Source organism: Paenibacillus sp. FSL R5-0407, from assembly GCF_038009185.1.
Classification (GTDB): Bacteria; Bacillota; Bacilli; order Paenibacillales; family Paenibacillaceae; genus Fontibacillus; species Fontibacillus vini.
The window spans coordinates 632,445-654,859 of sequence record NZ_JBBPAX010000001.1 but is presented as its reverse complement, the minus strand read 5'-3'; the positions used below and the strand labels follow the sequence as shown (position 1 = coordinate 654,859).

General features: G+C 50.5%; 22 protein-coding genes. 6 read left to right on the top strand and 16 right to left on the bottom strand.

Features of this window, described 5'->3' with window-relative positions; genetic code table 11:
• Position 1: 1 nt before the first annotated feature.
• Entirely contained in the window at positions 2-2,068 is a 2,067-nt protein-coding gene (locus tag NYE70_RS03230) for an ABC transporter ATP-binding protein (protein WP_341044955.1), read from the top strand.
• Positions 2,069-2,212: 144 nt separating this feature from the next.
• Positions 2,213-2,578 carry a RidA family protein gene (locus NYE70_RS03225; protein ID WP_341044954.1) on the top strand — a complete coding sequence of 122 codons (366 nt, stop codon included), beginning with the start codon at positions 2,213-2,215 and terminating at the stop codon, positions 2,576-2,578.
• 69 nt (positions 2,579-2,647) lie between these two features.
• Here the strand turns inward: NYE70_RS03225 and NYE70_RS03220 are convergent, their stop codons facing one another.
• From NYE70_RS03220 to NYE70_RS03200, 5 genes are all read right to left on the bottom strand, one after another.
• Complete coding sequence (locus tag NYE70_RS03220) at positions 2,648-3,544, bottom strand: protease complex subunit PrcB family protein (RefSeq protein ID WP_341044953.1); 897 nt, start codon at positions 3,542-3,544, stop codon at positions 2,648-2,650.
• Positions 3,545-3,636: 92 nt separating this feature from the next.
• Positions 3,637-4,026, bottom strand: a complete 390-nt coding sequence (locus NYE70_RS03215; protein ID WP_244861429.1) for a PqqD family protein — start codon at positions 4,024-4,026, stop codon at positions 3,637-3,639.
• Between the two features lie 12 nt (positions 4,027-4,038).
• Positions 4,039-5,943, bottom strand: coding sequence for an OPT family oligopeptide transporter (locus tag NYE70_RS03210; RefSeq protein ID WP_341044952.1), 1,905 nt, complete (start codon positions 5,941-5,943; stop codon positions 4,039-4,041).
• A 134-nt stretch (positions 5,944-6,077) separates the two neighbouring features.
• Positions 6,078-6,413 (bottom strand): four-helix bundle copper-binding protein, encoded by a 336-nt coding sequence (locus NYE70_RS03205; protein ID WP_211021437.1) that lies wholly within the window; start codon positions 6,411-6,413, stop codon positions 6,078-6,080.
• A 112-nt stretch (positions 6,414-6,525) separates the two neighbouring features.
• The gene (locus tag NYE70_RS03200) at positions 6,526-7,560 is read right to left on the bottom strand and encodes a CobW family GTP-binding protein (protein WP_341044951.1); all 1,035 of its coding nucleotides are present in this window, start codon (positions 7,558-7,560) and stop codon (positions 6,526-6,528) included.
• A 187-nt stretch (positions 7,561-7,747) separates the two neighbouring features.
• On the opposite strand from NYE70_RS03200, the gene NYE70_RS03195 reads away from it, so the two are divergent.
• The gene (locus tag NYE70_RS03195) at positions 7,748-8,260 is read left to right on the top strand and encodes a MogA/MoaB family molybdenum cofactor biosynthesis protein (protein ID WP_211021436.1); all 513 of its coding nucleotides are present in this window, start codon (positions 7,748-7,750) and stop codon (positions 8,258-8,260) included.
• Positions 8,261-8,348: 88 nt separating this feature from the next.
• Here the strand turns inward: NYE70_RS03195 and NYE70_RS03190 are convergent, their stop codons facing one another.
• From NYE70_RS03190 to NYE70_RS03145, 10 genes are all read right to left on the bottom strand, one after another.
• Positions 8,349-8,885, bottom strand: coding sequence for a hypothetical protein (locus NYE70_RS03190; RefSeq protein ID WP_211021435.1), 537 nt, complete (start codon positions 8,883-8,885; stop codon positions 8,349-8,351).
• Between the two features lie 103 nt (positions 8,886-8,988).
• The gene (locus tag NYE70_RS03185; RefSeq protein WP_213654167.1) at positions 8,989-9,984 is read right to left on the bottom strand and encodes an acrylyl-CoA reductase family protein; all 996 of its coding nucleotides are present in this window, start codon (positions 9,982-9,984) and stop codon (positions 8,989-8,991) included.
• Positions 9,985-10,056: 72 nt separating this feature from the next.
• Positions 10,057-12,363 (bottom strand): thiamine pyrophosphate-dependent enzyme, encoded by a 2,307-nt coding sequence (locus tag NYE70_RS03180; protein ID WP_211021433.1) that lies wholly within the window; start codon positions 12,361-12,363, stop codon positions 10,057-10,059.
• Between the two features lie 26 nt (positions 12,364-12,389).
• Entirely contained in the window at positions 12,390-13,397 is a 1,008-nt protein-coding gene (locus NYE70_RS03175; protein WP_213654166.1) for a 2-oxoacid:acceptor oxidoreductase family protein, read from the bottom strand.
• Positions 13,398-13,729: 332 nt separating this feature from the next.
• Positions 13,730-15,184, bottom strand: coding sequence for a nicotinate phosphoribosyltransferase (locus tag NYE70_RS03170; protein ID WP_211021432.1), 1,455 nt, complete (start codon positions 15,182-15,184; stop codon positions 13,730-13,732).
• Between the two features lie 118 nt (positions 15,185-15,302).
• On the bottom strand, positions 15,303-16,082 hold the full coding sequence (locus tag NYE70_RS03165; protein ID WP_211021528.1) for an NUDIX domain-containing protein: 780 nt from the start codon (positions 16,080-16,082) through the stop codon (positions 15,303-15,305).
• 98 nt (positions 16,083-16,180) lie between these two features.
• A complete protein-coding gene (locus NYE70_RS03160) occupies positions 16,181-16,594 on the bottom strand; it encodes a PaaI family thioesterase (protein ID WP_341044950.1) in 414 nt (137 codons plus the stop codon).
• A 139-nt stretch (positions 16,595-16,733) separates the two neighbouring features.
• Positions 16,734-17,195, bottom strand: a complete 462-nt coding sequence (locus tag NYE70_RS03155; protein WP_211021430.1) for a RicAFT regulatory complex protein RicA family protein — start codon at positions 17,193-17,195, stop codon at positions 16,734-16,736.
• A gap of 56 nt (positions 17,196-17,251) precedes the next feature.
• Positions 17,252-18,802: a tRNA (N6-isopentenyl adenosine(37)-C2)-methylthiotransferase MiaB gene (miaB, locus tag NYE70_RS03150; protein WP_211021429.1), complete on the bottom strand. Its 1,551-nt coding sequence runs from the start codon at positions 18,800-18,802 to the stop codon at positions 17,252-17,254.
• Between the two features lie 205 nt (positions 18,803-19,007).
• Positions 19,008-19,214, bottom strand: a complete 207-nt coding sequence (locus NYE70_RS03145) for a DUF1657 domain-containing protein (protein WP_211021527.1) — start codon at positions 19,212-19,214, stop codon at positions 19,008-19,010.
• 166 nt (positions 19,215-19,380) lie between these two features.
• Between NYE70_RS03145 and NYE70_RS03140 the strand changes: the two genes are divergently transcribed.
• The 3 genes from NYE70_RS03140 to spoVAD are packed head-to-tail and all read left to right on the top strand — an operon-like array spanning position 19,381 to position 21,768.
• A complete protein-coding gene (locus NYE70_RS03140; protein WP_211021428.1) occupies positions 19,381-20,241 on the top strand; it encodes a DUF421 domain-containing protein in 861 nt (286 codons plus the stop codon).
• A gap of 24 nt (positions 20,242-20,265) precedes the next feature.
• The gene (gene spoVAC, locus NYE70_RS03135) at positions 20,266-20,754 is read left to right on the top strand and encodes a stage V sporulation protein AC (RefSeq protein ID WP_211021427.1); all 489 of its coding nucleotides are present in this window, start codon (positions 20,266-20,268) and stop codon (positions 20,752-20,754) included.
• Between the two features lie 3 nt (positions 20,755-20,757).
• On the top strand, positions 20,758-21,768 hold the full coding sequence (gene spoVAD, locus NYE70_RS03130) for a stage V sporulation protein AD (RefSeq protein WP_211021426.1): 1,011 nt from the start codon (positions 20,758-20,760) through the stop codon (positions 21,766-21,768).
• Between the two features lie 49 nt (positions 21,769-21,817).
• Here the strand turns inward: spoVAD and pduL are convergent, their stop codons facing one another.
• Complete coding sequence (gene pduL / locus NYE70_RS03125) at positions 21,818-22,390, bottom strand: phosphate propanoyltransferase (RefSeq protein WP_211021425.1); 573 nt, start codon at positions 22,388-22,390, stop codon at positions 21,818-21,820.
• Positions 22,391-22,415: the final 25 nt, after the last annotated feature.

The following is a 22,415-nucleotide window of genomic DNA, read 5'->3' as shown; positions in this document are numbered from 1 at the left end:
GATGCACACCCATACGGGAAAATCACTGTTCAAATACGCCCTAACGGCGAAAAATACATTTATTCTGGCGCTCATCATGCTGGCGATCGGCGTAGCCGCCGAACTGGCCGGCCCGTTTATCGCCCGGACGATGATCGACGATCATATGCTGGCGATCGAGAAGCCTTTTTTTGAAACAGCGGCTGCCGGCGACAAAACCGTTTCTTATGACGGTCGCTACTACAAACGCGGCGACCGGTTTGCAGATGGAGAAGCACGCGGGGCCGAAGCCCGTGTGCTGCAGGTCGGCAAGTCATTTGTCTTCGTAAACGCTGCCGTAGCCGAAATATCAGGCGATCGCAGCTTCAAGGACGGCGTGCTGACCTTCAACCATAACGGCAAGGTCACCGAATACCCGGCTCAAAAGCTGACGGCTTCCGAGGTATTTGCTTTTTACAAACCCGAGGTTCCGGGAATATTCACTTTGGTCAGCTGGTATTTCGTTTTCTTGGCGATCTCGATCATCATGGAATTCGGAAAAACCTACTGGCTCCAATCCTCGGCCAACAAAGTTATTCAGAAGCTGCGGATGGATGTGTACGCGCATATTCAGCGCCTGCCGGTTCATTTCTTCGACAACCTGCCGGCAGGTAAAGTCGTCTCCCGGGTCACGAACGATACGGAGGCGGTCAAGGATTTGTTTATCGCCGTCCTATCCAACTTCTTCTCGGGCATCATCAATATGCTGGGAGTCTATGTAGCTCTATTCTTACTGGATGTCAGACTCGGCCTGATCTGTCTATTCGTTGTACCGATCATCTGGCTGTGGGTGGTGCTGTACCGGAAGTTTGCGACCAAATACAATACGATCATCCGCTCCCGGCTGAGTGAGATTAATGCCATCATCAACGAATCGATTCAAGGCATGTCGATCATCCGGATCTTCCGCCGCGAAGCGCAGACCAAGGAAGAGTTCGAAAACCTGAACGACGATTACATGAAGCATCAGAATAAAATGCTGAATTTGAACGCCTTTACATCGCACAACCTGGTTAATGTGATCCGCAGCTTCTCCTTCGCCGTCGTACTTTGGTACTTCGGATCTGCGCAGCTGACAGGCGCGGGCATCATCTCCCTCGGTGTGCTGTATGCTTTCGTTGACGTGCTCGGCCGGCTGTTCCAGCCGATTACAGGGATGGTCAACCAGCTTGCGGCTCTGGACTCGTCCCTCGTATCCGCCGGACGCGTATTCACGCTAATGGATGAACCGGGCGAACCCGTAACCGACGGATCGATGCCGCGCTACAAAGGTAATGTGGAATTTAAAAACGTCTCCTTCGCCTACAAGCGCGATTACGTGTTGAAGAACATTTCCTTCGAAGCGAAGCAAGGCCAAACCGTGGCCCTGGTCGGTCATACCGGTTCAGGCAAAAGCTCGATCATCAACCTGCTGTTCCGGTTCTATGATCCTCAGAAAGGAATCATCACGATCGACGGTCAACCTGTAATCGACTTGCCGAAGCAGTGGATCCGCCAGCATATGGGGATCGTGCTGCAAGACCCTTACCTTTTTACCGGCACGATTGCTTCGAACGTGAGCCTGGGCGACGAGCGCATTTCACGCGAGACGGTCCAGAAAGCTTTAGAGGATGTAGGCGCAATGCGGATTCTATCGCATCTGCCTAAAGGGCTGGATGAGCCGGTCGTGGAAAAAGGCAGCACCCTGTCCGCAGGCGAACGCCAGCTGATCTCGTTTGCCAGGGCGCTGGCCTTCGATCCGGCGATCCTCATTCTCGATGAAGCTACCGCCAACATCGATACGGAAACCGAGGCGCTGATTCAATCCGCGCTCGAAGTGCTCAAACGCGGGCGGACGACATTTATTATCGCCCACCGTTTGTCCACGATCCGCGGGGCGGATCAGATCCTCGTCTTGCACCGCGGCGAAATTGTCGAACGCGGCACCCACGAGGAATTGCTGGCGCTCGGCGGACGCTATTATCAAATGTACCGGCTTCAGCTTGGGGCTGCTGCCGAAGCACCGGAAGCAACCGGCATAGCAATGCAGCCGGCCGTAAATCGCATATAATTTACAAACCCAGTCGGAGATGAGGCCTAGAAGCCTCTCTTCAGCTGGGTTTTTATTTGTCTATCAATAATATCACTGCGAAACAAGAACGTTTGTTCTATGATTCGCTTGTATTTCCATTTTAATTGAAGGTGAGGAGTTAGTATGATCCAGAGAATATCTACTCCGTTCAGTTATTCCTCGGCGGTAGCTGCCGGAGACTATGTATTCATCGGACTGCATCGCGGTTTTGGCGACACGTTCGAGGAACAGATCCGGGATGTATTTGTTCATTTAAAGAACACTCTTGAGCAATGCGATACTTCGTTGGATCAGATCGTCCAAGTTTCAGTCCATTTGAAGCATATTGAGAATTTGCCGGCAATGGAACAAATTTTCTGCGATTATTTTGCACAAGATCAATATCCCGCAAGAATGACCGACACCACGGAGTTTTTTGATAAGGATTGCTTGATAATGATCGAGGGGATTGCCTACAATCCCGGATTGACATCATCGCGCCATACATAATAACAAGAAAGAAGCCGCTCTGCGAATCTTCAACTAAACTCGCAGAGCGGCTTTCCTTGATTTTGCTTGTTATTTCAACTGCTCAATCTCAACGGTATACTGATTTGATACATAGGTTTCAGTCTTGGAATCCGTAATGACCTGAGGATACATCATATCCGGGTCCGGAGACAGCAATTCATAATATACGATCGCTTTGTTCTGCTTCGTGAATTCTACCTTGGCCACCCGAATCCCATATCCGGGATGAGGCTGCTGATACCGGGTCAAAGTCACCTTGTTGACCTGATCGTTGATCCGCTCCACGCTAACTGACACGTTTTGGCGGTTTTTTTCTTCGTTTTCTTTAAATTCCTTCACATACTCGGCCGCATTGTAGACCATTCTGGCCGCTTCGATGCGAGTCAGCGGGGAAGTCGGATAGAACTTTCCTTTATCATCCAGCTCGGTAATTTTCATCAGAAGCAATCTTTGAATACTGCCCGAGTAGAGAACATTTCCCTGATCCGCATCTTTTACGTCGATATACATTTTGATCATCGGATAGTTCCCGGTTGAAGATATCGCCTGATCCAGAATATAAGCGAACTGTTCCTTCGAAATTTCGCCGTTCCATTTGAATTTGTCAGGCAGCTTGATTCCGCGGTCTTCTAATGCTTTTTGAGCTGAGTAATACCATGAATTTTTACCGTGGTGCTTGTTTGAATTCTTCTTACCTTCCTTACCTTCTTTCCCTTCCAACCCGAGTGCCTGGACGATCATATAAACGCCTTGAGCTCCGGTCAGCTTGCCTTTGGGAACGAACTTGTCTTTGGAAATACCTTGGATTACACCTTTTTGTTGCAGCGACTCAGTAATTTTTGCATCCTGTCCGTGGACATCGTTAAAAGCCGATGCCGATGAAGCAAGCAGCAAAGAGCCGGACAAGACCAAAGCGGCCACTGCGTTCAGCTTATTCTTTTTCATGTGGAATCACCTCTGCCCCCTAGACGCAGGAATTATAAGAAAGGTTGCATATTTTTTCCTTATAAATTAAATATACAGACTGGATAATATCCTCACCCTCCGGCGGACGCTTCGCCGTCATCAGCTTCAGATTGAAGCCAGGTTAGCCAGCCGTTGGCCTCCAGGACCTCCAAATATTTGCTCAAACGGGGATGCAGCGGCTCCGCTTCTGCACCAAATTTTCGTTTGATGTTCGATGCGATTTCGGCAACGGTATACTGTCCATTGCAATGAGATACCACGCTGCTTCCGAGCTCATCCAAATGAACCTTTATCCAGGCTGGCTGTTTCAAATAACGGATGGATTGCCGCTCCAGCCAGCTGGTTCTCGGCAACAACAGTGTTACTTTTCCCTCATCGTCTTCTACTGTATCGAGATGAGGACGGAGCAATGGAATCATTTCAAGTAAATTACTGACCGGACGTTTAGTTCTTCGACCCATTACATCATCCTCCTAACTTTTTTGAGTAATCCCGTCTTTGCTGCGAAGCGAAATCACCGTTAGCAGGATCGTTACAGCCAGGAACACGATAAATGGAAGCAGGTGATTCTGTACGGCCAATGTACCTGGAACCTGAACACCCGCCCAAATCAGGATCGCAATTATGACGCCGACCAGAGATTCTCCAGCAATTAAGCCGGAAGCCAGCAGCGTTCCTGTCTCGATCCGGCTCTTCAGCAAGCCTTCGTTACGACGGGATATGAATTCTACGAACCACCGTACTAAACCGCCGACCATAATCGGAGTGCTGACATGAACCGGCAAATAAATGCCCACAGCCACAGTCAACGAATTCAACCCAAGAAATTCAAATACAATCGCTGCGGCAACCCCGATAAAAATCAGATCCCAAGGCAGATTCTCGGACATGATTCCTTCTACAATCAGCCGCATCAACACGGCTTTTGGGGCGGGCAGCTGCTCCGAACCTAAGCCATAAGATGCATTTAGCACATTCAAAATAAACCCGATGACCAGACCGGATACAAGCACGCCGATCATCATGGCAACCTGCTGCTTCCATGGTGTGCCACCGACCAGATAACCGGTTTTGAGATCCTGCGAGATGTCTCCAGCTACCGCTAGAGCCACGCAAACGATCGCGCCTACAGTAAGAGCCGTTACCATCCCGGCGGTTCCCGATACGCCTGTGAGCTTATACAGGACGGTCACGATTAGCAAGGTGGCGATGGTCATCCCGGAGACGGGAGAAGACGAACTGCCGACTAGTCCGACAATCCGTGAAGCGACCGTAACGAATAGAAATCCGAACAAGGCGATGGCTACGGCGCCTAATATCCCGACTTTCGTAATCGGGTCAAACGCCAGCAAAATGATGAGTACAAGAATGAGCGCAAATACCCATTTGGCCGGAATATCCCGGTTAGTCCGGTCCAGGGTTACCTTCTCGTCACCGCGTGTTGCTAAGCCCCGCAAGGTGGCTGCCAACGAGCTGAATAGCATCGGCAGGGTCTTCACCAGCGTGATCAACCCTCCTGCGGCTACCGCACCTGCTCCGATATATCGAATGTAATCGCCCCAAATTCCCCAAGCGTCAAGTTGGCTGATCGGGGTTTGTGAGGGAGCGATCGATCCCGTGGCTCCAGCCCCGAAGAAACCGATCATTGGAATAAGCACCAGCCAGGCCAAAATCCCTCCTGCCAGCATTTGTCCGGCAATGCGCGGGCCGATAATATACCCGACACCCAGTAAGGCGGGATAAGTATCCATGCCGATTACTGCATTTTTAAATTTGAATACCGCTGTCTCGATCTCGGTTCGAAACAACATCAATCCGTCTCCTAGCGCTTTCACCAGTCCTCCGACGCCAAACCCGAGCATCACCATGCGGGCGCTACGTCCCCCCGTCTCACCGGAAACCAGCACCTCGGCGCACGCCGTCCCTTCCGGATAAGGCAGGGTTTCATGTTCCTTCACGATCAGCAGCCGGCGCAGCGGCACCATCATGGCCACCCCGAGAAACCCGCCTACCAGCACGATGAAGCTGATCATTTGCTGACCCGGATTCAAGTCCCACATATACAACGCCGGAATCGTAAAAATTGCGCCTGCAGCTACGGCCTCTCCGGCCGTAGTCATCGTTTGGACGATATTGTTCTCCAGTATCGACTTTCTGCGGAACAAACCACGGAGCACCGCCAGAGAAATTACGGCTGCCGGAATCGAGGCGCTGACCGTCAAACCGATTTTCAGTCCCAAATAAGCGTTAGCCGCCGCAAACACGACCGCTAGCACAATCCCCAAACTGATCGCCACTGCAGTTAATTCGGGCAGGGTTCGGGATGCGGAGATGTAAGGTACGAATGATGCTGAGGAATCGGTTGGTTTTTTCTCCATGGCGAAATCTCCCTTCACTGTGAAAAAGCAGTAATATAATACCCGATTCCCCCATTTAATAAACGAAAAGCCCGGATTCACCTCCCTGAAACGGTAGGAAAATCCGGGCTTTCCAGCTGTCATGATCCAGCCTTTTAAGCGGCAGTATTCATTTTACGGCAAATCTCGGCGCAACGCCGGCAAGCCTCCGCACATGCTTTGCAATGCTCATGCTCATGCTTTTCACATTCCTCTGCACAAGCATCGCACGCTTTCGCGCACAGTTCGCAAATTTCCATCGCAAACGGCGTATTCCGGGACAAAGCCTCGGCAGCGAAAGCGCAAATGTCGGCGCACTCCCGGTCCAAACGGATGCAATCTCTCAACATTGCCAGTTCATATTCTTTAAGACTGGATACATAGCAGTAATTACATGCATTCATACATTGGAGACAAGCATCGATGCATTCACGGTATTTTTCTTGGATCATAGTTCAAATAACCTCCCGATGATGAGTTGCAAGTGTAAACACGCTCATTTATGTATTACCTTTATCGCGAGATCCTGAAACGGATAGGAAATAATACCCTGTCTGTTGTTGGTTAGTCCGATTGCCCGGCTTCTTTCTCCATTGCTTTCAATTGTTCGGCCAGCGCCACCTTGTCAAAGTGTTCGCCGATGAACACCGCCACATTCGGAACGTCGCCCTGCGGGGTGATTTTGAGGTAGTCGGCTTCCCGGTACGCATATTGAAACAAAAACCGGCTCGACGTATCGGAAAATTGTAATATCCCTTTGCCTCTGTAAATTTCCCGGGGCAGGTCCTTAATAAATTGTTCAAACTCCACACTGTCTACCGGACCGGAAAAATAATGGGTATAGACGGTCACATGTTCATGAGATGCATGCGAGTGTACGTCATGGTCATGGTGGTGGTCATGTTTTTTAAGAAGATCATGATCCTCCTCTTTTCCGGATACATGATCATGAACATGCTCAATCCGCGTACCGTTCTCCAGCAAAGATGGCAAGTCAACTTCGCATTTAACGGCCGGAATGATGCGGGCAAAAGGATTCAACCGGGTAAGCAGATCCTTCATTTCCTGCTGCTGCCCGGGCTCGATCCGGTCGATTTTGTTCAGAATCAAGTCCGAACCGCAGCGGATTTGATCCAGCATCAGACGGTACGTCTTTCCCTGCTGCGACGAATAGAGCTCTGCCAGATGGGCTGCGTCAACGACTGTAATCATGGGACGGATGTCCAGCTTCAAGTAAAGGGAAGATTCCGTGACCGCATCAAAAATCTCCATCGGGTTGGCTGCTCCCGTCGCCTCAATTACGACCAGATCCGGCTGATCCCCCTTGATCAGTTCGTATAACTGCATACTCAAATCTCCCCGGATCGTACAACAGATGCATCCGCCAAGCATTTCGGCCATAGGCACCTCCTCATCGACGAGCTGGCCGTCCAGATTGACCTCTCCGATCTCATTCATAATGACCGCCGGCTTCAATCCGAGATCCTTCCAGTATGCAATCAGCCGCTGAAGCAAAGTCGTTTTACCGCTTCCTAGAAAACCGGACAAAATATATACCGGTGTCATTTCACTTTTTTCTTTGTCAATGTCTCTTTCCATTATGCATTCCTCCGTCAATCCATCCTCTTTCCATGAAAGCGAGTTTACACCAAGCCGCCGGTTCATGCAACTTTCATGACGGCCTGGGCAGAAATAGATGTCCCTGCACCAGACCGAAGTGAACGTTTTTAGCGGTTTGTGGTAAAGTATATATACCGATCCTACATCCAGAAAGGATATGAGCGAAATGAAATCCGTTGACGAGCATCGCAGCGAAGCGCCTCAGGAAGTGGCCTGCATGGTAGTGACTGTATCCGATACACGGACCGTAGAGAATGATACGAGCGGCCAGTTGATGCAGGAACTCCTTAATGCGCATGGTTATAAAGTTGTGAGATACACGATCGTGAAGGACGAATATGACGGCATCCGTCAATTGTTGCGCGAAGCGGTATCCAGCCGGGAAATCGAAGCCGTGCTGCTTACCGGTGGTACGGGGATTGCCCCGCGCGATACAACTTACGAAGCTGTTCGAAGCCTGCTGAATAAAGAGCTTCCTGGGTTCGGAGAAATATTCCGTTATTTAAGCTACACCGAGGATATCGGTCCTGCCGCCATTTTAAGCAGAGCCATCGCAGGAACGATCGGAAATATGGCCGTATTCTCAATGCCGGGTTCTCAAGGGGCCGTAAAGCTGGCCATGGAAAAAATCATCTTGCCCGAGCTGCGGCATGTCATGCGGGAAATTTATAAAAAGTAAAAGTAATGCCAGGTCAAATAACTTCAGCAACTAAAAAAATCCCTCTTCCATGGGTAACATTCATTCCTTGGAAGAGGGATTTTATTTATTAGCGATTGGGCTGCAAGTTCATTCCGTCCAGCACTGATTTAAACACAGCTTTAATGTCCTCGCTGTATTTGCTTTTTTGAATACCGCTTGAAGCATAAACAAGCGCGGCGTTGCCCTTCTCAGAAATTACGGATGTCTCGGAAGCCGCAGCGGCTTTAGTCGATCCATTAATGGCTCCATACATTTCACCGATTTCCCGGACCCGGTCGCTTTCGCTCGGATAAACATGTACGATCACAAAATGACGAGCATCGCCGTTAATGAAATAACTGTAGCTGATATTGCCGTCAAGGCCTTCCGCATACGTTTCATGCGTAAGCCGGATGCTTCGTTTGGAACTTTCCGCTTTTAATGCTTTGAGAAGCGCGGTATTCAGCGTAGTGCCGCTGTTCAATTGGCGTTGGTTACCTTCCGCATAACTTTTCATATTATACATATCCAATTCATCCTTGGCCATCCGCTTTCCGCCCTCACTGCAGCCTGCAGTGAGAGTCAGCGCCAGCAATGATCCCAGGCCTATCGCCCACCATCTCATAGCTATCCCTTCCTTTTCAAGGTTGGCTTCGCATCCTTCGATGGTGTTAGAATACCTCTTCGGCGACCATTTTATACCAAGGCCAGCAAATAACCGCGAACCGCTATGGCAACAGTGAGATCACTTGGCGGCCTTCCGCTTTACCGCCCAATACGGTAGCTAATGCCTCCGGTAGCCGGTCAAGCTCATATACCGTAATCCAATCTGCAAGTGCCGTTTCCGGTTTCCACACTCCGGCCAACTGCTCCCACAGCTTCAGTCGCAGCTTCATCGGGCAGAGCACGGAATCGATGCCAAGCAGGTTGACGCCCCGCAAAATGAACGGATAAACCGTGGCATCGAAGTTTCCTCCGGCAGCCATGCCGGACAGAGCGACCGAACCGCCATAACGTACGCTCTTCAGCAAATCGCCGGTAACGGCCCCGCCAACGGGATCGACAACGGCGGCCCACTGCTCCTTGCCGAGCGCTCCTTTCGCACCGGACTCCGCTTCCGTCCGGTTAAGCACCCGGCTTGCGCCGAGCGCCAGCAGCTTGTCCGTCAGTCCGGACTTGCCGGTCACGGCAACCGTTTCAAAGCCGAGCTTGCTCAGGATCGATACCGCCATGCTGCCGACGCCGCCGGTCGCCCCTGCGACTAGCACCGGACCGCTATCCGGTGCCAGTCCATTCGCCAACAGGCGCTCCACCGACAAGGCTGCCGTAAAGCCGGCTGTACCAATACCCATCGCCTCCAGCGGCGATAAGCCCTTCGGCAGCGGAACCAGCCAATCCGCCGGAACGCGGGCGAACTCGGCGAACCCGCCTTCGTGGCTGACGCCAAGCCCATAACCCGTACACAGCACAAAGTCGCCGATACGGAACCGTTCGTCCCGGGAGTCCGTCACCACGCCTGCCAGATCAATTCCGGGAATGAACGGGTACTGCCTTACTATTTTTCCGTCAGGAATCGATGCCAAACCATCCTTGTAGTTGACACTGGAATAATGGACACGGACAACCACGTCTCCTTCCGGCAGGTCTTCCAAGGTAATTGACTCCGTTCCCGACCGGAATCCCGATTCATCCTTATGCACGCGAAATGCCCGAAATTGCTCCATGTTGACTTCCTCCTCAGGTGATAAGTACGGTAACTGGTATTTGCCCAAACGATATTTTATATCATGAATTTGTTATAAATATGGATGCTCATGTTTGGCCAGCAATACCTGCCAGCGGCGTTCCACTTCCTGCTCAAAGGACTTGAGCGCTACTTCATTCTCCGGCTTGATCAGATGGCGTGTTTTGCCCATCGTTTTCAACCAGTCGGTCAACGGTACCCGTTTACCTTTATCGTCCGGATTGTACGTAATTGCCGTTTGTCCATGTTCTACCTCATATAGCGGGAAGAAGCAGGAATTTACGGCTGCATCCACGATATTAGTTCCCTCATCGTCCTTACTGATCCAGTTGAGCGGACACGCTATTAATATTTTACCATAAACAAGGCCTTCATTCTGCGCATACCATTGGGCTTTCGCCGCTTTCTTCACGAGATCCTGCGGATACGCTTCACTTCCCGTAAATACGTAAGGGATATTCGTCGCCGCCATGATTTGCGCCGTATCCTTGTGATGGAACACTTTCCCTTGCTGTGCAGAACCGAGATTCGAAGTCGATGTCCGGTGACCGAGCGGCGTCGAATAAGACAACTGCGCACCTGTATTCATATATCCTTCGTTATCGTATTCCACAATGATCATCCGGTGATTCCGCAATGCCGCGCCGATCGCCGGTCCCATCCCGATGTCCATACCACCGTCTCCGGTCACCATGACAAAGGTAAAGTCATCGCTTAATCCGAGCTTATCGAACTCGCCTCTGCGTTTGCGCTCCCAGAACATTTCCACTAATCCGGACAGCGTAGCCGCTCCGTTTTGGAACAGGTTATGGATGTAAGTCGCTTTGTGGGACGAATACGGATACCCGGTCGTAGTCACCATGGCGCAGCCGGTATGGAACAGCGCTACAATGTCGCCCTCAATGCCTTTAAAGAACAGCTCCAGACCTGAGAAAATACCGCAGCCCGGACATGCCCCGTGCCCCGGTGCAATCCGTTTCGGTTTCTTGGTTAAAGCCCGAAGCGGAGGAATCCGGACGCCGAGCTTGCCGGTTTCTTCATTCCGGGTCACCGTAATCAGCCCGGTCTTCAAATCTTCAAACCGGAGCGGATTCATCATGCGCTTCGGCGCCTTTTCTTTGTCGCCAGGCGTATGCCCGTAATAATCGAACGGCACCTCAACCCGGTCTTGCTTAGCGGCGTCGATTGCCAGAGAGAACAAATGATGTCCGTCCTCGGCATAAAATTCTTTGCCGCCAAGCCCGTAAACCCGGCTAACCACCTTGGTCGAGTGATTTCCGTAAGTGAACAAGGCCGCTTTGATCTCATTCGTCATATTCCCGCCATGAGCGCCATAAGAGTCGGCACGGTCACCGACCGTCACCGCCTTAACATGTTTCAGCGCCTCTGCGATTTGCTTCTGCGGGAACGGGCGAATGACGTTCGGCGCGATGGAGCCCGCCTTGATCCCTTGACGACGCAGTTCATCAACGACATCCTTGATGATCTCCGAAGCCGAATTCATCAGGAACACGGCCACTTCAGCGTCCTCCATGCGGTAAAGATCCAGCATCGGATATTCCCGGCCCGTCAATTCCGCATATTCGTCCGCAATCCGTTCAAACACCCGCTCCGCGTTATACATGCCTTGCGACTGCTGATAACAGTTGTTGATATAATCAGGCTCATTCATATAAGGACCGACGGTAATCGGATTGTTCCGGTCCAGCGTATGCAGGAATCCGGCCGGCGGGGTCTCTCCGACAAATTTGAGCACGTCTTCGCTATGGGCGAACGTGCTGACTCTCCGTTTTTGATGGGATGTGAAATAACCGTCCGAGGCTACGAGCACCGGCAAACGGACTTCTGGATCCTCGGCCAGCTTGATCGCCATGATATTCATATCGTAAACGGCTTGAGGATCGCGGCACATCAGAATCGGCCAGCCTGTGTTCAACGCAAAATACAAATCCGAATGGTCCCCGTGGATATTAAGAGGACCGGAGACGGACCGGCAAACCAGATTCATGACCATAGGGAAACGGGTCCCCGACTGTACCGGCATTTGCTCCAGCATGTACATATAACCGTTAGCGCTGGTCGCGTTAAATACGCGCCCGCCACCGGTCGATGCCCCAAAACAAATCCCTGCGGAGCTGTGTTCTCCGTCCGAGGGAATCAGTTTAACGTCATGCTGGCCGTTCGCCTTCATAAGATCCAAAAATTGAGCTACTTCCGTAGATGGTGAAATCGGAAAATAGCCCATGATATGATAATTGATTTGCTGGGCGGCGTAGGCCGCCATCTCGTTACCCGACTCAAAAACGACGCGTTGTTCCACCTTGGCCGTTCTGCGTTCTTTTTCCAAATTGATCGCCATGCAGGTATACCGCCCTTCCGAATATATTATTGGACCACTAAATCGAATAAGTGAGGAACACGATGCTCATCGGCATAATTGTCTTCCTCACGTTCCCCGGACAGCGCGTCCGTTGGGCAGGCGTGAATGCACTTCAGACAGCCTTTACAATATTGATAGTCGATTCCCTTCAGGAACATTTGCGGACGGCCTTTCTTGTCCGGCAGCTCTTCCCAGACAAAACAATTGTCCGGACAGACGTTGTCACATTGGGCGCAATGGATACATGATTCTTCTTTGAAGTGAGGCATCATCCCTGAGCGGGAAATGCTGAGATCCTTCAATATGCTGTTGCCGGGGTTCACGATCAGTCCCCCAAGCGGCTGAGTCTCATACCCAAGAACCGGCGTGTCCGCCCGTACAAAAGCTGGCATACTCGCACCTTCAGGCAGAGCAAACGTCTGGAAGACCACTTCTTGATATCCGCGTTCAAATGTCGCCAAAGCCGGCGCTACCGTCTGCGGGTATTTCTTTTCAAGCGACTTACGGATGACACCCTTCATCGTTTCCGGGTCCAGAAACGGACATAACCGGAACATCGCCCCCAACATCGCCATATTGACGCGGTTCTTCTCTTCCAGCGCAATTCCGGTCGCATCGATGACAGCAATCGTTCCGCCGATGAGCTTCATTCTTTCTTTCAGTTGTTCCGGTGTTTTGCGCGAATTTACAAGTACGGTGCTGTCCTCGTAAATCCCGCTGATCACGTTAACCGTCTTCGCGAGCGCTTCTTGAAAAATACTAACGATATGCGGTCTTTCTACCGGAGAGGTATCCCGGATGGAAGTCTCCAAATCGCAAAAGCGAATATGGGCTTTTACCGGCGATCCTTTTTTCTCAGAACCATAGGACGAGAAGCTGACCCCATTGAGACCAGCGCCCTCCACTCCGGCTTCAGCCAGCATTTTTCCGGCAAGGTTAGCTCCGAGCCCTCCAATTGATTCAAGGCGGATTTCAAAAAAACCGAGTTCGTTCAGTTTCGGCAAATGTACCACGCGTTTGACTCCCTTCTTCGTCACTGTGAAATCATAACGACGTAAAATGAGTAAAATTTAAGTCTCACAAAAATAATCCTTATTTAATGTTTCAATTTATCATAGAAACAGTGTGACGAATGTAACAAAAGTCATATGGACAATCTCAAAATACAATTGTGCGTTGGTTGTCATATATGATGCTGATTGTCGATCAAAACATGTCGAATAAAGCTCTCGAAATATCCGAAAAACTCGATTCCTGCGCTTTCCCGAGAAATAATTTATAGTCATTTCCAAGCATAGAAAAAGCCCCGACAGTCTTGTTCAGACTATCGGGGCAACCTCTTCTTTTACTCATCCAGGTGGCTCATTCGCTCCTCGATCATTTTCTGTTTTAATTCCCAGGCTTCCTGGCTAAGATTGACCCGGTAGATTTCCGGATTCAGCTTGCGCAGGTACTCGGGCCAGAACATATTTAACTGAGCCTGATGATAGGTGCGGATCTCCTCCAAATCCGGAAGATCATACACCAGTTCACCCTCTACGAAAATGGGCTCCAGCATCGGGACCGCTTCATAATCCTTCACCGACTTCTTCAGATAAGGATGTACGGGATCGAACAGGCGCAGCTTTCCGCCGGAACGAGCCTGCTCTTCATGCGGCAGACAGACATAGTCGGCAATAGCTTTACCGCTCTCCTTGCTGACGATGCGCAGCACATCCTTTTTCCCCGGCGAGGTTACCTTTTCGGGATTGCCGGAAATTTTGATCGTCGGCTCCATGACTCCGTTCCGTTCGCGTTCCACAAGCTTGTATACCCCGCCCAATGCCGGCTGGTCCGCCGCTGTGATCAGTTGAGTCCCTACGCCCCAGACATCGATCTTGGCTCCCTGAGCCTTAAGGTTGAAGATCGTGTTCTCGTCCAGATCATTAGAGGCCACAATCTTCACATAGGGCAAACCCGCCTCATCAAGCATTTTTCGGGCCTGAACGGACAGGTAGGCGAGGTCTCCGCTATCCAGTCGTATACTTCCGAGCCGCTTGCCTTCGGATTCCAATTGCTTGGCCGTCCGGATCGCATGGGGAACCCCGCTTTCAAGCGTGTCAAAGGTATCGACCAGCAGGGAGACGTAATCCGGCAGCGCTTTGGCATAAAGCTCAAACGCCTCCTGTTCGGAATCGAAAATCTGCACCCAGGAGTGGGCATGCGTACCTTTGGTTGGAATGCCGAAGGTTTCGCCGGCGAGCAAATTCGATGTTGCGTCAAAACCGGAAATGTAAGCGGCTCGGGCTCCCCAAACCGCTGCATCGGCTTCCTGTGCCCGTCGCGATCCGAATTCAAGCAGCACGTCGTTTTCCGCTACCCGTTTGATCCGCGAGGCCTTCGTAGCGATCAGGGTCTGAAAATTCATGAAGTTAAGTAAAGCCGTCTCAATCAACTGCGTCTCCATAATGGTGCCTTCCACCCGGATCAGCGGCTCATTCGGAAAGCATAAGTCCCCTTCTTTTAACGACAACAGCGTCCCGCGAAAAGAAAAGTCCCGCAGCAGTTGCAAAAACTCAGGCTTATAATTTTCTTCCTGTTCGGCCAAGTAAGCAAGGTCTTTCTCGGTAAAGCGCAAATTCCGGATGTAATGGACGATCCGCTCCAATCCCGCGAACACGGCATATCCGTTACCGAAAGGAAGTTTACGGAAATAGGCTTCAAAAACAGCCTTACGGTTATGGCTTCCATGAATCCAGTGCGCATAAATCATATTAATTTGATATTTATCCGTATGCAGCGCCAAATGTTCGCTCAGCATGATGTCTCATCCTCTCTGGCTGTCCTGATGACAGAAAGGGCAGCATTATCCAATAGATTACAATGGTTCTCTCTTTTAAACTCTTTAAATAGAGTATGTATAGCCCAACTGGTTGGGGCTAAGTGTAGATGGACAGTTGCGGCGTGAAATCGGTAAACCGGTACAGCTGCGCCGGACGTTGCGAATACTGATTGGACAGCATCGGTTTGTCGTTCTCATCGCGCACTTCTTCCAAAATGCCTTGACGGCTTCGCGTTGAGGTAATTTTGCGAATAAAATTAAGCTCGGCAAAATCCGGAACCACGGTTTGAATAACCTGGTACAGCTCACCCAACGTAAAATGCGGCGGCAAAAACTGCTTGGCAATCGTCGTTTGCAGCATTTGCTGCTGAATTCTCCGGTAAGCATCCTCTAAAATTTCGCGATGGTCAAAAGCCAGGTCCAGCTCTTCCAGGGCTTCCCGCACCGTAAACAAGCCTACCTCCTGCGCATCATCCGCGGATTGGCGCTTTTCGAGCACCCACTCCTCCACCAGCGCAAAAAAAGCGTGCGATATGATCCATCCGCGCGGATCTCGTCCCGGCTTGCTATAGACACCCAAATACTCCAGATGGTGACCGTCTACCCCGGTCTCCTCCTTCAATTCCCGGCGCGCCGTCTCAAAAAGGGATTCATCCTCCTGGGAAAACCCGCCCGGAAGCGCCCAAGCGCCGGCAAACGGCCAGCTTCTGCGGCGAATCAGCATGACTTTGAGGTCAAAGCGCGGCAGCGATTTCGTGGATGCTTTCCGCTCCTGCCTGGTCAAGGTAAACATGACAATATCAGCCGGTATGCCGTCCGGCGTCCGGTATTTTTGTACTTCATCCTCCGGCTCGGCTTGCTGCTTCTTATTGCTCATTACGATCACCACATCAGTCATATGATAACGCTTTGTTCACGCATGAACATGGCGTTCCAGATAATTAATCATGTTAATAATTATTTATATAAGATGAACTAGTTCGTACTTTCACTCCGCTCGCGCGGCAGACGAAATGTTGCCGTAGAGATGCAGGCGAGTGTTCCTTCTTCGTTACGAACTTCCGCGCGCAGGGTCATCGTGCGCTGGCTTTCATGCAACAGAAACGCCGAAGCAACCAGTTCTCCCTTGCGCATAGCGCTTAGAAAATTGACGTTCAAATGAGTCGTTACCCCTTGGGTGCCTTTTCTAATCGCTGCCACCAGCGTACCCATTGCTTGATCCATCATCGATGACAAAACTCCGCCGTGAACGATTCCCATCGAATTCAGGTGTTGATCCCCTGCCGTCAGTCCGATCTCAACCCGGCTACTGTCTGCAGAAATCAGCTTCATTCCCAATAGACCCCAGAATGAATGCTCTTCCTTACTCATAATTTCGTTCCAATCCATGAATCGTGACCTCCACCCTGTTTAGGCATCCTCTATTTAGACCATGCCCGTTATGTACTTCTTTTATGTCATGGTACCGATTCAGCCTTATGAAGAATAAAAAGGTGCGGAAGATAACTCCCGCACCGACTTCAACCAATTACTCGCCATAGCCGGAAGTCGCTGCCGGCTCGCTGCCTGCCTCCACATTCACTTTATCGGAGACCGTATCCCGGATGACCGAAATGACGAGCTGCAGCAAATAATTGATATCGCTTTGACTTTGCTGGAACTCGGTGACAACCGGAATGCCGTCCAGCTCGTCCTGCAGCTCCTCAATTTCACGCTCGATTTTCTCCACCATAGCCTTGTTCTGGAAACTTTCGAAAGCTACGATTTCTTTCTGTTTCTTCTTGATCGAACTGATCAAGGTTTGAACCCGCTCATGACGCTGAATAAGCTGCTCAGCCTTCTGGAACTGCTGGACTTCCTCGCTAGTTCCAATTAATGCAGCCAATTCTTTCGCTTTCGACATAATATCTTCGCGGATGACCAGGTCGCGGGAATCGAATTTCGGTACCCCGCAATCACTTTGATCCTGATGGTTATGATGTTCTCCCAAGGTCTTACCCCCTCATTACATTATAACTTCTATGAATCTTCGTTATTTCTATGTTTTTAGGCCATAGATACAGGCTCGGGCACAATGTTGCCCTTAATGTACCAGGTCATTGGATCCGTGATTTCCACGTTGACGAATTGACCGATCAATTCGGGACCGCCTTCGAAGTGAACCAGTTTATTGCTGCGCGTTCTGCCTGCAAGCACGCTGGCGTTGTTCTTGCTCTCGCCCTCCACGAGCACTTCCACAATTCGGCCTTGCATCGTGTCGTTGCTTATGCGGCTGTTCTCGTTCACTACCTCATTAAGCCGTTGCAGCCGTTCTTTCTTCACTTCCATCGGCACATTATCTTCCATTACCGCGGCTGGCGTTCCTTCACGTGGTGAATATAAGAAGGTGTATGCGAAGTCAAACCGAACCTCACGCATCAAGGAGAGCGTCTCCTGGAATTGCTCCTCCGTCTCGCCCGGGAAGCCAACGATAATATCCGTCGTCAACACCGCGCCCGGAATGGCGGCTTTAATTTTGCCCACCAGCTCCAGATAATGCTCCCGCGTATATTTCCGGCTCATCTTCTTCAGCACTTCGCTGCTGCCTGATTGCACCGGTAAATGGATATGTTCCACCAGATTGCCGCCTTTGGCGAGCACCTCGATCAGATGATCGTCAAAATCCCGTGGATGTGAAGTTGTGAACCGCACTCGCGGAATATCGATCTTGCGGATATCATCCATAAGATTCGCAAACGTGTATTGAATATCGGTAAAATCCTTACCATAGGCGTTTACGTTCTGACCCAGTAGCGTAATTTCCTTAAATCCTTGACGCGCAAGCTCCCTAACTTCGGCGATGACATCCTCCGGACGGCGGCTGCGTTCCTTGCCGCGGGTAAACGGAACGATGCAATATGTACAGAATTTATCGCAGCCGTACATAATGTTGACCCAGCCCCTCATGCCTTCGCGCTTCTTCGGCAGGTTCTCGATGATGTCGCCTTCCTTGGACCAAACCTCGACAACCATTTCCTTACTGAATAATGCTTCTTGAATGAGATATGGAAGACGATGAATGTTATGCGTTCCGAAAATGAGATCGACAAACCCGTGCTTTTGCATAATCCGGTTGACGACGCCCTCTTCTTGAGACATGCATCCGCAAACCCCAAGCAAAAGATCCGGTTTTTCCGTTTTAAGTCCTTTCAAGTGACCGAGTTCTCCAAATACCTTATCCTCGGCGTTCTCGCGGACTGCGCAAGTGTTCAACAAAATAATGTCCGCTTGCTTCCGGTCCTCGGTAGGCTGATATCCCATTTGTTCAAGGAGACCCTTGATCGTTTCGGTATCATGCTCGTTCATTTGGCACCCGAACGTATACACAATATAATGTCTGCCGTTCCCGATCGCTTTCATCTCGTCCGGAACCGCCGTTTCATACAGCACCTGAATATCTTCCTTGCCGCGTTGCTTCTCTATGCGGTGATTCGGTTCCGAAAGAATCTGGATCTCCCGTCCGCGGATTCTGATCTTCTTCCCCCGCTCGTCCTCCGAAATGACCTTCGCGTCCGAGAAGTCAAAATACTTGGAGTAATCCTTACTCTCCTTAGCCATGATGCCGGCTCACTCCTTTTGCCAATCTATCTATTTCAGTGTGTTAGAAATTCAATCCAAAGCCAAAAAATGCATTACACCAAATTATATCATGATTCACAGGTGATATCCAGATTATCAAGCGTGATCGAATACCGGAATATAGGCGCAGCAAATAGGCCCGTTCCTGGGAACGGGCCGAATTATTTTGAAGCAGGTCTTTAAATTAAAATCCTTTGTATTGTGGTTCTTCGTTTTCCAGCTGTTGAACTCTGTTTTCCACTTGGGTGACGATTTGCTGGGTTTGTTCCGCCGCACTCGTAAACAGGTTCTTAGCATCTTGATTCTGCGTATTGAGTGCGAATTGCTCCAGGTTGGCCTGAGCGCTTTTCAGCGAGGCCAGCGTTGTTTTCACTTGAGCTGCCACTGTCATATTTTTCACCACCTTGTTCCAAATCTGCATATTGCACGAACCATAATGTAACCCCGGTCCTTCTTCGTTATTCGAGTACAAGGATGCCAGATTTTGCTTTAGTGAAAATACCGCTGGCTGCGCATAATTGGAATAATTCACTTACGGGTTTGAAAGGAGCAGAGTTATGCCGATATGGTTGGAAGTCATTGTGCGAACACTGTGTTCCGCAGTGATCCTCTTTATTTTGACACGCATGCTGGGCAAAAGGCAGATCTCCCAGTTGTCCTTCTTTGAATACATTACCGGGATTACGATCGGGAGCATCACGGCTTACCTGTCCGTGGACGTCGATACTCACTGGTATTTGGGGATCATCTCGATGGGGGTCTGGTTTCTCGTTTCACTCGGCATCGAGTATCTTCAGATCAAGAGCAAATTAGCCCGGGATTGGATCGACAGTAAGTCAACCATTCTGATTAAAGACGGCAAGATTCTGGAAGAAAACTTGAAGAAGGAAAAATTGACGAACGACGAACTGCTCGAGCAGCTGCGAAAAAAGAGCATTTTCCAGACTGCCCAGGTTGAATTTGCCTTGATCGAACCAGATGGTGAAATCAATGCCCTGCTCAAAAAAGAATACCAGCCGCTCACCCCCTCCCATCTTGGGATTAAAGTATCCCCTGAGCCGGAACCGCAGACCGTCATTATCGACGGAAAAATTATGGATGAGCCGCTGGCCACGAACGGGTTGAACCGGCAATGGCTCCACACCGAGCTGGAGAAGCTGGGCGTTTCCCTGGATAACGTGAATTTAGGCCAAGTTGACGGATACGGTCAATTTTATGTAGATCTTTACGATGATAAAATTCAAGTTCCCGCTCCACAGGAAAAAGCAACACTCCTTGCTCAGCTTAAAAAATGCGAAGCCGATCTTGAAATGTTTGCCCTCTCTACAAAAGAAACGTCCGCAAAACAAATGTACGGAGCTTGCTCCGAAAGACTGCTGAAGATTATAGATGAAGTTAAGCCCGTCTTGTCCAGATAAAGTGATAAAAGGAGGATCGCCCGAATGTCCAAGCAGAAGAACAAAAAATCAACTCCGACTCAGCAACAGTACCAGCGTTTATCGGCTGACATCGAACCGAAGCGCCCCGCTTTTGTCAATTGTCTTCGCGCTTTCCTGGTTGGGGGGCTTATTTGCCTGATCGGGGAATGCATTCGCCAAGCTTTTATTCATTACGGTGGATTTAGCGATAAGGAGGCCGGCAACCCGACGGTCGCGGTGCTTGTCATTCTGTCGGTCATCCTGACCAGCTTGGGAGTTTACGATAAGATCGCGCAATGGGCCGGAGCCGGAACCGCGGTACCGGTCACCGGGTTTGCCAATTCCATGGCCTCTTCCGCCATTGAGCATAAGAGTGAAGGTCTTGTTCTTGGAGTCGGTGCGGGAATGTTTCAGTTAGCCGGATCGGTAATCGTTTTCGGTACGGTGGCGGCTTTTATCATCGGCCTTATTTATGCCATATTCGTGCCGGACTTTGCGGGAGGAGGCCATTAACCTATGCTAAAGGGACATCAGAGCTGGATTTTTGAGAATAAGCCTAAAATTATCAGCACCGCGACCGTAGTTGGTCCATTTGAGGGACAAGGCCCGCTGGCCAATGATTTTGATATCATTCACGCCGACCTTTACCTCGGGCAAGACAGCTGGGAGAAGGCGGAAAAAGTTCTGTTCGAAGAATCCGCTTCACTAGCCATCGAACATGCGGGCCTGACCAAAGAACAGGTGCAATTCTTCTTTGGTGGTGACCTGATGAATCAGATCATCAGCAGCAGCTTTGCGGCCAGAACGCTGAGCATCCCCTACCTCGGTCTGTTCGGCGCATGCTCGACTTCCATGGAAAGCTTGGCGCTGGCTTCGTATATCGTCAATTCAGGCGGCGCCAATTACGCCTTGGCCGGAACCTGCAGTCACAATGCCAGCGTCGAGAAACAATTCCGATATCCTACGGAATACGGTTCGCAAAAGCCGCCGACTGCCCAATTCACCGTTACCGGTTCGGGTTCGGCCGTGCTTTCGCTCGAAGGAGACGGTCCCGTAGTGACCTCGGCCACGATCGGACGGGTCGTCGATATGGGGATCACCGACCCGTTCAACATGGGGGCAGCTATGGCGCCTGCCGCTGTTGACACGATTGAGGCCCACATGCGGGATTTACAGATCAAGCCCTCCCATTACGATCTGATCGTGACCGGCGATTTATCAAAGGTTGGCTTCGAAATCGCCAACGAGCTGCTGGAAAGACACGGCGTTCCCATCCGTGAAACCAATTATCAAGATTGCGGCATGATGATCTATGACTACGAGAATCAAAATGTTCAAGCCGGAGCCAGCGGCTGTGCTTGCTCAGCGGTAGTCACCTACGGTCATCTCCTGAAAAAAGTGAAAAAAGGCGAGTTGAAGCGGATCCTTGTTGTAGCCACCGGAGCCTTGCTCTCCCCTCTGTCCTTTCAGCAAGGCGAAAGTATCCCGTGCATTGCGCACGCCGTCTCCATAGAGAGCGGAAACTAGATAACAAAAAGGACCCCGTCATTCGGCGGGGTCCTTTTGCAACTATTAATTAGTCAACGATTTCAGCCGTGTCACCATTGTTGGCGCCTGCTGCGTTCGCTTCGTCTGTATCGATATGCATGTCCAGCGCAAAGGAATCCGAAACGCGCGCGATTACATTTTCAAGCACCAGGCCGCGTTCGCCACCCAGGCGAACCTTAAGCAATTGCTTGTCCGCAATGCCCCATTTTTCGGCATCGGAAGTGTGGAAATGGATATGGCGCGCAGCTACGATAACGCCTTGCTCCAATTCGATTTCGCCAGCCGGGCCTTTAACCTTGATTCCCGGAGTACCTTCAATGTTGCCGGATTCGCGAACCGGAGCCTTCACGCCGATGGCGAAGGAATCGGTACGGGAAATTTCCAGCTGGGAAGCAGGACGTGCAGGTCCGAGAATGCGGACTTTGTCGAATTGTCCCTTAGATCCGATTACAGCAACGGTTTCGTTTGCTGCAAATTGTCCGGGTTGGGACAATGGCTTGAATTCTGTCAATTGATAACCTTGACCGAACAACGCCTCGATGTGTTCTTGTGTCAGGTGAATATGACGTGCCGATACGCCGACAGGTACAGTTTTGCTCATGTTTGAAACACTCCTCGTATATTCT

Bases quoted from the DNA above. Each gene is read 5' to 3' on its own strand.
- NYE70_RS03160 (WP_341044950.1), bottom strand. From the start codon at position 16,594: ATGGATTGGAACGAAATTATGAGTAAGGAAGAGCATTCATTCTGGGGT.
- NYE70_RS03170 (WP_211021432.1), bottom strand. From the start codon at position 15,184: ATGCTGAGCGAACATTTGGCGCTGCATACGGATAAATATCAAATTAAT.
- NYE70_RS03205 (WP_211021437.1), bottom strand. From the start codon at position 6,413: ATGATCCAAGAAAAATACCGTGAATGCATCGATGCTTGTCTCCAATGT.
- spoVAC (WP_211021427.1), top strand. From the start codon at position 20,266: ATGTCCAAGCAGAAGAACAAAAAATCAACTCCGACTCAGCAACAGTAC.
- NYE70_RS03140 (WP_211021428.1), top strand. From the start codon at position 19,381: ATGCCGATATGGTTGGAAGTCATTGTGCGAACACTGTGTTCCGCAGTG.
- NYE70_RS03185 (WP_213654167.1), bottom strand. From the start codon at position 9,984: ATGGAGCAATTTCGGGCATTTCGCGTGCATAAGGATGAATCGGGATTC.
- NYE70_RS03195 (WP_211021436.1), top strand. From the start codon at position 7,748: ATGAAATCCGTTGACGAGCATCGCAGCGAAGCGCCTCAGGAAGTGGCC.
- NYE70_RS03210 (WP_341044952.1), bottom strand. From the start codon at position 5,943: ATGGAGAAAAAACCAACCGATTCCTCAGCATCATTCGTACCTTACATC.
- NYE70_RS03200 (WP_341044951.1), bottom strand. From the start codon at position 7,560: ATGGAAAGAGACATTGACAAAGAAAAAAGTGAAATGACACCGGTATAT.
- NYE70_RS03225 (WP_341044954.1), top strand. From the start codon at position 2,213: ATGATCCAGAGAATATCTACTCCGTTCAGTTATTCCTCGGCGGTAGCT.
- NYE70_RS03180 (WP_211021433.1), bottom strand. From the start codon at position 12,363: ATGGCGATCAATTTGGAAAAAGAACGCAGAACGGCCAAGGTGGAACAA.
- NYE70_RS03215 (WP_244861429.1), bottom strand. From the start codon at position 4,026: ATGGGTCGAAGAACTAAACGTCCGGTCAGTAATTTACTTGAAATGATT.
- NYE70_RS03165 (WP_211021528.1), bottom strand. From the start codon at position 16,082: ATGAGCAATAAGAAGCAGCAAGCCGAGCCGGAGGATGAAGTACAAAAA.
- NYE70_RS03145 (WP_211021527.1), bottom strand. From the start codon at position 19,214: ATGACAGTGGCAGCTCAAGTGAAAACAACGCTGGCCTCGCTGAAAAGC.
- pduL (WP_211021425.1), bottom strand. From the start codon at position 22,390: ATGAGCAAAACTGTACCTGTCGGCGTATCGGCACGTCATATTCACCTG.
- spoVAD (WP_211021426.1), top strand. From the start codon at position 20,758: ATGCTAAAGGGACATCAGAGCTGGATTTTTGAGAATAAGCCTAAAATT.
- NYE70_RS03230 (WP_341044955.1), top strand. From the start codon at position 2: ATGCACACCCATACGGGAAAATCACTGTTCAAATACGCCCTAACGGCG.
- NYE70_RS03220 (WP_341044953.1), bottom strand. From the start codon at position 3,544: ATGAAAAAGAATAAGCTGAACGCAGTGGCCGCTTTGGTCTTGTCCGGC.
- NYE70_RS03190 (WP_211021435.1), bottom strand. From the start codon at position 8,885: ATGAGATGGTGGGCGATAGGCCTGGGATCATTGCTGGCGCTGACTCTC.
- miaB (WP_211021429.1), bottom strand. From the start codon at position 18,802: ATGGCTAAGGAGAGTAAGGATTACTCCAAGTATTTTGACTTCTCGGAC.